The sequence below is a fragment of the Phocaeicola faecicola genome, assembly GCF_013618865.1.
Taxonomy (GTDB): Bacteria; Bacteroidota; Bacteroidia; order Bacteroidales; family Bacteroidaceae; genus Phocaeicola; species Phocaeicola faecicola.
Window position 1 is genome coordinate 1 of sequence record NZ_JABSOE010000087.1, and the last position, 12,954, is coordinate 12,954.

The following is a 12,954-nucleotide window of genomic DNA, read 5'->3' on the forward strand; positions in this document are numbered from 1 at the left end:
AAGTAAGATGATGTTACAGATGGAGAGCCGTATACATGGAGACGTGTAAGTACGGTTCGGGGGCAGGTAAGCGAAAACCTACCGCTGTAAAGCGGAAAGGCGTTGTTTGCCGAGCCTACAGATAACCAAAGAGAAGCTCAATCAGGACATGGAGAACCTTGCCGCAAGATTGAACGGCGTCGAGGAATTTGCAGGTTGCACCATCTAAAAAGAAAAGCCATGAAACGTGACACAATCATCATCGAGGACAAGGCAGTCAGCGTAACCGGTAACGACGTGTGGATGACCGCCACCGAAATAGCCGGATTGTTCCATACGACCGTCCCGGCAGTGAACGCCTCCATCAGAGCCGTCCGCAAGTCGGACGTGCTGAACGACTACGAGGTGTGCCGCTACATGCAGCTTGAAAACGGGCTGCACGCGGACGTGTACGCCCTTGAAATCATCATCCCGGTCGCTTTCAGGGTGAATACCTACAACACCCACCTGTTCCGCACATGGCTGGTGGGAAAGGCACTCTCACAAGAGAAACGGCAGACATACGTGATGTTCATACAGAACGGAAAAGCCGGGTATTGCTGATTGCACATACCCCATAAGACAAGTAAACGGGTAGCACCACAAAAGGTGTCACCCGTTTACTTTTTCATGAAACCGCCTCACTCCAGCGGCTTGCGGTAGTTCGCTTCCAGTACCCCGCGCAGCCCCGTTTCCGGGTAAAGCACCTTCCCTCCCAAAAGTATGAAGGGCAACACGCGGTTGTTGCGGTATTCCTGCAAGGTGCGCCGGCTCACACGGAGCAGTTCCGACACCTCGCCGTCCGTCAGGTAACGTTCCCCGTCCAGCGGAGGACGGTAGCTTTCCAGAAATGCGGACAGCCATTTCGAGCCTTTGCGCATATCCTGCACCACAGAGGCTATCGGCTCGTCTTCCATCGTAAAAACATCGTTGTTCTCGTTCATCATAACTTCGGATTCAGTGGGTGAATAAATCAAATCATCTGCCGTGCGGATAGAGCGTGCCGACAAGCGGTATCAGCCGCTTCACCTCCTCTGGCTTGTAATAGAACCTGCGGTTTATCTGCGAGTAGCCGATAAGCCGCCTGTCACGCAGCGTCTGCAACGTGCGCGGGCTTATTCTCAACTGCCCGCAGACCTCCTCGCCCGTGAGCCATCTTTCCATGCGCCCCGTGTCGCTTTTGCGCCTCAGGGCGGCGACCTTCTCCGAGAGTGCGCCGAATGCCGCCACCATCATCTCGAAAGTCTTTTTCTCGATAGATACTATTTCCATATTCATGTCATTTAGAGTTTGCCGCAAAGGTAACGAAACGGCATACAAGACGTATCGTTTTCCGCTGAAAGGCTGCCTGTTGCGCCGTTTGACCGGGTTACGGAGCCATCTTCCGCAAAAATCTTACGTGAGTCACGTAGTGAGTTGTTAAAGCCCCTTTTGTTTATTGCCGAATTTTGTCGCAGAAACAAAAAGAAAGGACTGAACATGAAAGTGATAACAATGGAAAGTTCCGCCTACAAGGAGATGATGGCGCAGATTGCGAACATCGCAGGGTATATCCGCGAGGCAAGGGACGAGAAGAAACGGAAGCGGGAAACCGAAGACAAGCTGCTTGACACGGCACAGGCGGCGAAGATGCTCAACGTGAGCAAGCGCACCATGCAGCGTATGCGCACCGACCACCGTATCGAGTATGTGGTGGTACGCGGAAGCTGCCGCTACCGCCTTTCCGAGATACTGCGGCTATTGGAGGACAACACAGTAAGGAACGAGGAAGGGACAATAGACACCCTGTTCCACAACCACACGCTGCGCACGGGCGGCAAACCAAAAGGAAGGAGGACATAGGTCATGGAACTGCTCACACGAAACAACTTCGAGGGCTGGATGCAGAAGCTGATGGAACGGCTCGACCGTCAGGACGAACTGCTGCTGGCGATGAAGGCTGAGGGGAAACAGCCCACTATCACGGAAAGCATCCGCCTTTTCGACAATCAGGATTTGTGCATGTTGCTCCAGATAAGCAAACGCACCCTCCAACGCTACCGCAGCGTAGGCGCATTGCCCTACAAGACGCTGGGCAAGAAGACCTATTACAGCGAGGAGGACGTGCTGACATTCCTTTCCAACCATATCAAGGACTTCAAAAAGGAAGATATAGCCTTCTACAAGGCTCGTATCCATAATTTCTTTCATAAATAACCCATTAAAACATTTTTCAGATGGCAAAGAAAAAAGACGAAAAGGACGTGCTGGTAGTCCGTGACGAGAAGACAGGCGAGATCAGCGTGGTAGCCGGGCTGAACGCGGACGGCACACCCAAGCGCACCCCCGCAAAAGCGGAGAACGCGCAGAGTTTCCTGCAATTCGACCGACATGGCGACGTGCTGGACAACTTCTTCAAGAACTTCTTCCGGCAGTGCAAGGAACCCAGCCGCTTCGGTTTCTACCGCATTGCGGCAGACCAAGCTGAAAATCTCTTAGAGGTGATGAAGCAACTGCTGAAAGACCCCGAAGCGAACAAGGAGCTGCTCGCCCCTCACAAGGTGGACACCTCCGACTATGAGAAGAAGGTGCAGGAAGAGATGGCAGCACAACAGACAGAGAAACAAGAACCTCAAAAACAGGAGAACATGGAACAACGGAAAGAACAGCAACAGGACAAATCCGAACAGATGCAGGGCAAACGTGGCTACCAGCCCATCGACGAGAGTAAAATCAACTGGCAGGAGCTGGAGGACAGATGGGGCGTAAAGCGGGACAACCTTGAAAAGTCCGGCGACCTTACGAAGATGCTCAACTATGGCAAGTCCGACTTGGTAAAGGTCAAACCGACCTTCGGCGGCGAATCATTCGAGCTGGACGCCCGCCTCTCCTTCAAGAAGGACGGTGAGGGAAACATCAGCCTCGTGCCGCACTTCATCCGCAAGGAGCAGAAGCTGGATGAGTACAAGGAACACAAATTCTCCGACAATGACCGGAAGAACCTCCGCGAAACGGGCAATCTCGGTAGGGTCGTGGACATTGTGGACAGGGAAACGGGCGAGATCATCCCCTCCTACATCAGCATCGACCGCAAGACGAATGAAATCACGGACATTCCGGCAAGCAGGGTGCGCATCCCGGAGCGCATCGGCAAGACGGAAATCACCACGCAGGAGCGGGACATGCTCCGCGCCGGACTGCCCGTACGCGACAAGCTCATCGAGCGCAACGACGGCAGAAAGTTCGTCACCACCCTGCAAGTGAACGTGGAGCAGCGCGGCGTGGAGTTCGTGCCGGGAACCGGCAAGTCGCCCCGTACCGCACAGACACAGGAAACCAAAGGCGACACATCGAAAAGTCAGGCGCAGGGCGGGGAAAATGCCGCACAGACCAAGAAGGAGCAACGCCGCAACACGTGGACGAACGAGGACGGCAGCATCCGCCCCATCAGCAAATGGAGCGGCGTGAGCTTCACCGACCAGCAGAAAGCCGACTATGTGGCGGGTAAAGCCGTGAAGCTGGAGAACGTGACCGACAAGCAGGGCTTCCATGCCACGATGTATATCAAGTTCAACCCGGAGAAGGGACGCCCGTACCGCTACGACACGAACCCTGACAATGCACAGCAGGTTGCTCCGTCCAACGAGAGCCGCACGCAGGTGGCGGTGAACAACGATGGCAAGACCAACGAGGCTACAAAGAATCTGAGAGAGCCGTTGCAGAAAGGTCAGACCAACCCGAAGGACGCCCGCCAGCAACAGCAGCAGGAGAAGCCGCAGAAGAAAACGGGCAAGGGCATGAAAATGTAATCCCGTGTCCGCCACTGAATCCAAAATAAAATCCAAAGTATCAACAAAAAAGAAGAAGACATGAAGACAATCATTGCAGAAAAGCCCTCCGTGGCACGTGAAATCGCCCGCATCGTGGGCGCGACAAAGAGAGAGGAAGGATATTTCGAGGGAGGCGGTTATGCCGTGACATGGGCATTCGGACACCTCGTTCAGCTTGCCATGCCCGACGGCTACGGCGTGCGCGGATTTGTCCGTGACAACCTCCCGATTATTCCCGACACATTCACGCTCGTCCCCCGTCAGGTCAGGACGGAGAAAGGTTACAAGCCCGACAGCGGCGTGGTGTCGCAGATAAAAGTCATCAAAAGACTGTTCGACACAAGCGAACATATCATCGTGGCGACCGATGCCGGACGCGAGGGAGAGCTTATCTTCCGCTACCTCTACCACTATACGGGTTGCACCACTCCTTTCGTGCGCCTGTGGATCAGCTCTCTCACCGACAAAGCTATCCGCGAGGGACTGCGGAAACTCGAAGACGGCAGCAAATACGACAACCTCTACCTCGCCGCCAAAGCGCGGAGCGAATCCGACTGGCTCGTGGGCATCAACGGCACACAGGCGTTATCCATCGCCGCCGGACACGGCACGTATTCCGTGGGGCGGGTGCAGACACCAACGTTGGCTATGGTATGTGAACGCTACTGGGAGAACCGCCGCTTTACGTCCGAAGCATTCTGGCAGCTCCATATCGCAACGGACGGTTGCGACGGCGAAGTCGTGAAATTCTCATCCTCCGAGAAATGGAAAGAGAAAGAACCGGCGATGGAACTATATAATAAGGTAAAGGCGGCAGGTTGCGCCACTGTCACGAAAGCCGAGCGCAAGGAGAAGACGGAGGAAACTCCCTTGCTCTACGACCTGACCACGCTCCAGAAAGAAGCCAACGCCAAGCACGGCTTCACGGCGGAACAGACGCTTGAAATCGCGCAGAAACTCTACGAAAAGAAGTTGATAACCTATCCGAGAACGGGAAGCCGCTACATCCCCGAAGACGTGTTTGCCGAAATTCCCAAACTGCTCGCTTTCATCGGCACACAGCCCGAATGGAAAGACAAGGTGCGGGCAAAAGCCGCCCCGACACGCCGCAGCGTGGACGACGGCAAGGTGACAGACCACCATGCCCTGCTCGTCACGGGTGAGAAACCGCTCTTCCTCTCCAAAGAGGACAATACCATCTATCAGATGATTGCCGGGCGCATGGTCGAGGCATTCTCTGAGAAATGCGTCAAGGATGTGACCACTGTCACGGCGGAATGTGCCGGAGTGGAGTTTACCGTAAAAGGCAGCGTCGTGAAGCAAACCGGATGGCGTGCCGTCTATGGCGAGGAAAAAGAGGAAATTACCATCCCCGGCTGGCAGGAAGGCGACACGCTGACACCGAAAGGCTCGTCCATTACCGAAGGAAAGACCAAACCCAAGCCGCTGCATACCGAAGCCACCCTGCTCTCGGCAATGGAAACGGCGGGCAAGGAAATTGAGGACGACGCACTGCGGCAGGCGATGAAGGACTGTGGCATCGGTACTCCCGCCACACGCGCCTCCATCATCGAAACGCTTTTCAAGCGCGGTTACATGGAACGCTGCAAGAAGTCGCTTGTTCCCACCGAAAAAGGACTTGCCCTCAATTCCGTCGTCAAGACGATGCGCATCGCCGATGTTGCCATGACGGGCGAATGGGAAAAGGAGCTGGCGCGTATCGAGCGCGGGGAACTGTCCGACGACACCTTCCGCAAGGAGATAGAGGCGTACACACGTGAGATAACCTCCGAACTGATCTCGTGCGACAAGCTCTTCGGCAGCCGTGACTCCGGCTGCGCGTGTCCCAAGTGTGGCACGGGCAGGATGCGGTTCTACGGCAAGGTGGTACGCTGCGACAACACGGAGTGCGGACTGCCCGTGTTCCGGCTGAAAGCGGGACGCACCCTGTCCGACGATGAAATCAAAGACCTGCTCACCGAAGGGCATACCAAGCTGCTCAAAGGGTTCAAGAGCAAACAGGGCAAGAGTTTCGATGCTGTTGTCGCCTTTGACGGGGAATATAACACGACTTTTGTGTTCCCGGAGGCTAAAAAGGACAAGAAATTTTCAGGACGGAAGAAATAGTATTAACTTTGCCACTTGTTCAGAGTAATGAATTGTTCTTCGATACCGGATTACACTCATACTTTGGATTTAGTGGTGGCACTCGGAGGGATACCGAGTGCCTTTTTCTTCCTTTTTCCAACCGATTATCCCGTTAATTATCAATCCGCTAAATCCAAAGTAATGAACAACAAGAAGAAAAACGAGGGTCAGACCGACTTTTCCTATTACGGTCTGTACCTGCTGGACTATCTCCGCACGAACAAGTTTGAACAGGCTGACGACACCGCTTTCATACGGGAACGGGCCGACCGTGCCGCCGAAACGTATGAGAGGGCACGGCTTGAAGGCTATCCCGCCGATGGTGCGCAGGAACTGGCGATGGACACGCTGCTGCGCGGGCTGCATTATTCCCGTTACGCCATCCTCCGCGAAGTCGTGGAAAACGAGTTTGCCGATGAAGTGCCGGAAGAGAAGCGTGAAGCCTTTGTCCTGAAACTGCTGCCGCTTGTCGGCAACGTGTTCTCCGTCTATGACCTCTCGGATGACAATTTCGCCCTGTCTTCCGATTACGACCTGCTCTACACGGAGCTGACGGGAGCAACCGTCCTTTACTTAGACGAATATGGCGTTTAACCGCAAACAGAAACTGCGGGACAACATCGAGGCGATACGGACGGCATTCATCCTTGACAGGGAAAATAGGACAGCGACAACCGAAGAGCGTGCCATACTTCAAAGGTACTGCGGTTTCGGCGGTCTGAAATGTATCCTCAACCCTGCAAAGGAACTGACGGATGCCGTCCGGTGGGCGAAATCCGACCTCGAACTGTTCGCCCCGACGGTGGAGCTGCACAGGCTTATCCGTGAGAACAGCAAGGACGAAACAGAGTACAAGCGGTTTGTGGATTCGCTGAAAGCGTCCGTGCTGACCGCTTTCTACACCCCCAAAGAGATAACCGACACCATCGCGGACGTGCTGGCAGATTACAGCGTCCGCCCCGCCCGTATGCTCGAACCGTCGGCAGGTGTCGGCGTGTTCGTGGATTCCATGCTGCGGCACAGCCCCAATGCGGATGTGATGGCTTTCGAGAAGGATCTGCTCACGGGTACAATCTTGAGGCATCTCTATCCCGACCAGAAAATGCGCACCTGCGGTTTTGAGAAAATCGAAAGACCGTTCAACAATTATTTCGACTTGGCGGTGTCCAACATTCCGTTCGGTGACATTGCCGTGTTCGACGCGGAGTTTCAGCGGAGCGACTCTTTCGGCAGACGCTCCGCCCAGAAAACCATCCACAACTATTTCTTTCTCAAAGGACTGGATGCCGTGCGTGACGGCGGTATCGTGGCGTTCATCACCTCGCAAGGGGTATTGAATAGCACCAAGACCTCCGTGCGTAACGAGCTGTTCAGTCAGGCCAATCTGGTATCCGCGATACGCCTGCCCAACAACCTGTTCACGGACAACGCGGGCACGGAGGTGGGCAGTGACCTGATTGTCCTGCAAAAGAACCTCAGCAAGAAGGAAATGTCGCAGGACGAGCGGCTGATGACCGTGATACAGACGGACACGAAAACCGCCCTGACCGACAACGCCTATTTCATCCACCACCCGGAACGCATCGTGCATACGATGGCGAAACTTGACACAGACCCCTACGGGAAGCCCGCTATGGTTTATCTGCACGAGGGCAAGGCAGCAGGCATCGCCGGGGATTTGCGCCGTATGCTCGACGAGGATTTCCATTACAGGCTTGCCATGCGCTTGTATTCGGGTTCAATCCGGCAGGCAGGAACGGAAGAAAAAGTTGCCGTTCAAAATAAAGTAGAGCGTCCTGCCATAAAATTGGAAACAGTATCCTCGGCGCAGACGGTGGAAACTCCGACAGAAAAGCCGCAACCCGCAGATGAAAAGCCGGAGATAGAACCGCGCCCGCAATATTCCGCAGGCGTGCAGCTCACCCTGCTTGACCTCTGGGGGATGACGGAAGAGGTCAGCCAACCGAAAACCTCCAAAAAGAAAAAGACGGTGAAAAAGGCAGTTACGGCAAAGTCCACTCCGCCCAAACCGAAAGTCACGGTTACACCGACAGCTCCAACTGCAAAACCCGCAATGGAGAATAAGGAGGTGAAAGCGGAGAACACCGCCAAGCCTGCCGACCCGGACGACATCTATGCCACACTGGACTGGGATACCAATCCTCCCATCAACGGTTTCTATGAAATGATGATGGGTTTGACGCCGGAGCGTAGGAAAGAACTTCGGGAACTGGCAAGGCAGCATAACGAGAAACAAGTGGCGGAAAAGACGGAAGTGAAAGCCGTGCCGGAAACTTCCCGTGAGCAGCCACGACAGGAGGAAACACAGCCGGAGGCAGTCGCCGCACCTGCCGTTACAGATACCCCATCGGAAGCGGTGGGGACTTTCCTTTTCCCCGACATCGAAGCGGAAAAGCCGAAGGAGGAAGTCGTGGACCTTTCTCCGCGTGCCTACCACCGCACGCCGGAGATGCACCTGCGCGAAGGGTCGCTGGTGGCTGACCGGGGGCGTCATAACATCGGCTACCTGAAAGACATCACGCCATACGGGGCGACATTCCAGCCGCTCGACCTGAAAGGATACCAGAAGGAAAAGGCGTTGTTGTATGTGTCGCTGCGTGACGCCTACGAGCGTCTGTACCGTTATGAATCGCTCCGGCGCGAGGCAAATGTTCCGTGGCGAGAGCATCTGAATACCTGTTACGATGAGTTTGTCATGCGCTACGGCAACCTCAACGCCAAGCAGAACGTGAAGTTAGTGATGATGGATGCGGGCGGGCGCGACATCCTTTCGCTGGAACGGATGGAAAACGGAAAGTTCGTCAAGGCGGACATCTTCGAGCATCCTGTTTCCTTCGCGGTGGAGAGCCATGCCAACGTAGGCTCTCCCGAAGAAGCCCTGTCTGCGTCGCTCAACAAATATGGTACGGTCAATCTCGACTATATGCGGGAGATAACCGACAGCACGGCGGAGGATTTGCTCACTGCCCTGCAAGGGCGCATCTACTACAATCCGCTCGTGACCGGTTACGAAATCAAAGACCGTTTCATCGCCGGAAATGTCATAGAGAAAGCGGAACGCATAGAGGCATGGATGGGTGACAATCCCGAAAATGAGCGTATGCCGGAGGTGAAGCAGGCGTTGGAGGCTCTGAAAGATGCCGAGCCGCAGCGCATCGCCTTCGAGGATCTGGACTTCAATTTCGGGGAACGCTGGATTCCGACGGGTGTCTATGCCGCCTACATGAGCCGGCTGTTCGACACGGAGGTGAAAATCGCCTATTCCGCAAGCATGGACGAGTTTTCGGTGGTGTGCGGCTACCGCACCATGAAAATCACGGACGAGTTTCTGGTGAAGGGGTATTACCGGAACTATGACGGTATGCACCTCCTAAAACACGCCCTGCACAACACCTGCCCTGACATGATGAAGTCCATCGGCAAGGACGAGCATGGCAACGACATCAAGATGCGCGACAGCGAGGGAATACAACTCGCCAACGCCAAGATTGACGAGATACGAAACGGCTTCTCCGAATGGCTCGAAGAGCAGTCGCCGCAGTTCAAGGAGCGGCTTGTGACGATGTATAACCGCAAGTTCAACTGTTTCGTGCGCCCGCGCTACGACGGCTCCCATCAGACCTTTCCCGACCTCAACCTGAAAGGGCTGGCAAGCCGGGGTATCAAGAGCGTCTATCCCTCACAGATGGATTGCGTCTGGATGTTGAAACAGAACGGCGGCGGAATTTGCGACCACGAGGTGGGAACCGGTAAGACGCTGATAATGTGCATCGCCGCGCATGAGATGAAGCGTCTGAATTTGGCACACAAGCCGATGATTATCGGGCTGAAAGCCAACGTTGCGGAGATTGCAGCCACCTATCAGGCGGCATATCCCAACGCACGTATTCTGTACGCTTCGGAGAAGGACTTTTCGACCGCCAACCGTGTGCGCTTCTTCAATAATATAAAGAACAACGACTACGATTGCGTCATCATGTCGCACGACCAGTTCGGCAAGATACCGCAGTCGCCGGAATTGCAGCAGCGCATCCTGCAAGCAGAGCTTGACACGGTGGAGGAAAACCTCGAAGTGCTACGGCAGCAGGGAAAGAACGTGTCGCGGGCGATGCTGAAAGGATTGGAGAAGCGCAAGCACAACCTTGAAGCGAAGCTGGAGAAGGTGGAACACGCCATAAAGTCACGCACGGACGACGTGGTGGATTTCAAGCAGATGGGCATCGACCACATCTTCATAGATGAGAGCCACCAGTTCAAGAATCTGACTTTCAACACGCGCCACGACCGTGTGGCGGGATTGGGAAACAGCGAGGGAAGCCAGAAGGCACTTAACATGCTCTTTGCCATACGCACCATACAGGAGCGCACAGGAAAAGACTTGGGTGCGACCTTCCTCTCCGGCACGACTATCAGCAACTCACTGACTGAATTGTACCTGCTGTTCAAGTACCTGCGCCCGAAGGAGCTGGAACGGCAGGACATAAGGTGTTTCGACGCTTGGGCGGCGATATTTGCCAAGAAGACGACGGATTTTGAATTTAACGTGACGAACAATGTGGTCCAGAAGGAGCGTTTCCGCTACTTCATCAAAGTGCCGGAGCTTGCCGCCTTCTATAATGAAATCACGGACTACCGCACGGCGGAGGATGTGGGCGTTGACCGTCCTGCCAAGAACGAGATACTGCACCATATACCGCCCACGCCGGAACAGGAGGACTTCATACAGAAACTGATGCAGTTCGCCAAGACGGGCGATGCCACCTTGTTGGGCAGGCTGCCGCTTTCGGAAACGGAAGAAAAGGCGAAGATGCTCATCGCCACGGACTATGCCCGGAAAATGGCACTCGACATGCGCATGATAGACCCGAATTACGAAGATCATCCCGACAACAAAGCGAGTCACTGTGCCAAGATGATCGCGGAGTATTATCAAAAATACGACGCCCAGAAAGGCACGCAGTTCGTTTTCTCTGATTTGGGGACATACCAGCCGGGCGACGGGTGGAACGTCTATTCGGAAATCAAGCGCAAACTGACGGAGGACTACGGTATACCGCCAAGCGAGGTGCGCTTCATTCAGGAGTGCAAGACCGACAAGGCGCGGAAGGCGGTGATAGACGCCATGAACGCCGGGACGGTGCGTGTGCTGTTCGGCTCTACCTCTATGCTCGGAACGGGTGTGAACGCCCAGAAACGGTGTGTGGCTATCCATCATCTCGATACGCCGTGGCGACCGTCCGACTTGCAACAGCGTGACGGACGCGGAGTTAGGGCAGGTAATGAGATTGCCAAACATTTCGCCGGGAACAACGTGGATGTAATCATCTACGCGGTGGAGAAGTCACTGGACAGCTACAAGTTCAACCTCCTGCACTGCAAGCAGACTTTCATAAGCCAGCTCAAAAGCGGTGCGATGGGTGCGCGTACCATCGACGAGGGGGCAATGGACGAAAAATCGGGCATGAATTTCTCGGAATACATGGCGTTGCTCTCCGGCAATACCGACCTGTTGGACAAGGCGAAACTGGAAAAGCGGATCGCATCGCTCGAAGGGGAACGCAAGTCGTTCAACAAGGGCAAGCGTGATTCGGAGTTCAAGCTGGAGTCAAAGACCGGCGAGTTGCGCAACAACACGGCTTTCATAGATGCCATGACGGAGGACTGGAACCGCTTCCTGTCGGTGGTGCAGACCGACAAGGAGGGCAACCGCCTTAATATAATAAAGGTGGACGGAGTGGATTCCGCCGATGAGAAGGTCATCGGAAAGCGTTTGCAGGAGATAGCCAAGAATGCCACGACCGGAGGGTTGTACACGCAGGTCGGTGAACTTTACGGTTTTCCGATAAAGGTGGTGAGCGAAAGGATACTCAAAGAGGGATTGGAGTTCACCGACAACCGCTTCGTGGTCGAGGGGAACTACAAGTACACCTACAACAACGGGCATCTGGCGATGGCTGACCCGTTGGCCGCCGCCCGCAACTTCCTCAACGCGATGGAGAGGATACCCTCCATCATCGACCAGTACAAGGCGAAGAACGAGGTGCTGGAGATGGAGATACCGCAGTTACAGGAGATAGCGGGTAAGGTGTGGAAGAAGGAGGACGAGCTGAAGCAGTTGAAGTCCGAACTTGCCGCCCTTGACCGAAAAATTCAGCTGGAGCTTGCGCCACCCACGCCCGAAGTCGCAGAAAAGGAGAATGAAGGGCAACAGCTCAAGCCGGAAGCGGAAGATGTGAGGAACAGGCAGGCGCAATATCCCGAAAATGCACCGCCGCAGATACGCAGTCCGGCGGATAGTATCGTTGCCAACCATGTCATAATCGGGCGTCCGGGACTGTATGCCAAGGAGGAAACCCGGTCCAAAGGATTGAAAATATAACCTAAGGAATTTTATCTGAAGTATTAATAAGGGCTATCCCAAAAGGTCTAAAAGTAAATTTTATCCTTTCTGCAAGTATCTATAGGATGGCAACTGCATTTTTTTCTTTTTGGGCAGCCCTTATTAAAATTTATTCTTATTTTAGGTTATATACATTCATGTCCATTTATGTAAAAAATTCCTGCTGACCTTGTTTATGTCTTGTCAGTCACCATTTGCAAAACCATATTTGACCCTCAAAGAGGCTGAATTTGATAAGTAACTTGCTACATACTCATAATAAGGAGCTAAATAGAACACGAATGGGAAATACACAAATGCTAAACTAAAGAAGATATTGGCCAAAATAAACGCTATACCGAGAGAGAAACTTGATTTTTCAACTTCCTAAAACGGTGTTGTTCAAACATTTCTACTTATTTGTACTTGCCAGTTGAACCTACGCTTCCCTAATAAAATGTCTATGGTAAAAAGTTAAAAAATCCTCCCACTTTTGTTAGATATATTTTTTTGTGTAATTTTGTAATCGTTATGCGGCAGTAATAATATACATATTAATACGAGTTAGTAATCCTGTAG

General features: G+C 53.8%; 9 protein-coding genes. 7 read left to right on the top strand and 2 right to left on the bottom strand.

The genetic code is table 11. The annotated features are described in order from the left end of the window. Nucleotides 1-219: 219 nt before the first annotated feature. Entirely contained in the window at nucleotides 220-582 is a 363-nt protein-coding gene (locus H3001_RS17355) for a RhuM protein (RefSeq protein ID WP_181215606.1), read from the top strand. Between the two features lie 77 nt (nucleotides 583-659). Here the strand turns inward: H3001_RS17355 and H3001_RS17360 are convergent, their stop codons facing one another. Further along, nucleotides 660-965 (bottom strand): helix-turn-helix domain-containing protein, encoded by a 306-nt coding sequence (locus H3001_RS17360; RefSeq protein ID WP_004291424.1) that lies wholly within the window; start codon nucleotides 963-965, stop codon nucleotides 660-662. A 31-nt stretch (nucleotides 966-996) separates the two neighbouring features. Further along, complete coding sequence (locus H3001_RS17365) at nucleotides 997-1,296, bottom strand: helix-turn-helix domain-containing protein (protein ID WP_004291426.1); 300 nt, start codon at nucleotides 1,294-1,296, stop codon at nucleotides 997-999. Nucleotides 1,297-1,434: 138 nt separating this feature from the next. Here H3001_RS17365 and H3001_RS17370 point away from each other — a divergent pair, with 138 nt between their 5' ends. Genes H3001_RS17370 through H3001_RS17395 form a run of 6 tightly spaced genes read left to right on the top strand, consistent with a single transcriptional unit; the run spans nucleotide 1,435 to nucleotide 12,375 of the window. Then, nucleotides 1,435-1,860, top strand: a complete 426-nt coding sequence (locus tag H3001_RS17370; RefSeq protein ID WP_004291432.1) for a helix-turn-helix domain-containing protein — start codon at nucleotides 1,435-1,437, stop codon at nucleotides 1,858-1,860. 3 nt (nucleotides 1,861-1,863) lie between these two features. After that, nucleotides 1,864-2,214, top strand: a complete 351-nt coding sequence (locus H3001_RS17375) for a helix-turn-helix domain-containing protein (protein WP_004291454.1) — start codon at nucleotides 1,864-1,866, stop codon at nucleotides 2,212-2,214. A 20-nt stretch (nucleotides 2,215-2,234) separates the two neighbouring features. Beyond that, entirely contained in the window at nucleotides 2,235-3,806 is a 1,572-nt protein-coding gene (locus H3001_RS17380) for a DUF3945 domain-containing protein (protein ID WP_004291455.1), read from the top strand. 60 nt (nucleotides 3,807-3,866) lie between these two features. Further along, on the top strand, nucleotides 3,867-5,954 hold the full coding sequence (gene topB / locus H3001_RS17385; protein ID WP_004291456.1) for a type IA DNA topoisomerase: 2,088 nt from the start codon (nucleotides 3,867-3,869) through the stop codon (nucleotides 5,952-5,954). A 27-nt stretch (nucleotides 5,955-5,981) separates the two neighbouring features. Further along, the gene (locus tag H3001_RS17390) at nucleotides 5,982-6,569 is read left to right on the top strand and encodes a DUF1896 domain-containing protein (protein ID WP_004291461.1); all 588 of its coding nucleotides are present in this window, start codon (nucleotides 5,982-5,984) and stop codon (nucleotides 6,567-6,569) included. Then, complete coding sequence (locus H3001_RS17395; RefSeq protein WP_004291462.1) at nucleotides 6,559-12,375, top strand: N-6 DNA methylase; 5,817 nt, start codon at nucleotides 6,559-6,561, stop codon at nucleotides 12,373-12,375. Before H3001_RS17390 ends, H3001_RS17395 begins: the two co-directional genes overlap by 11 nt. Nucleotides 12,376-12,954 lie beyond the last annotated feature (579 nt).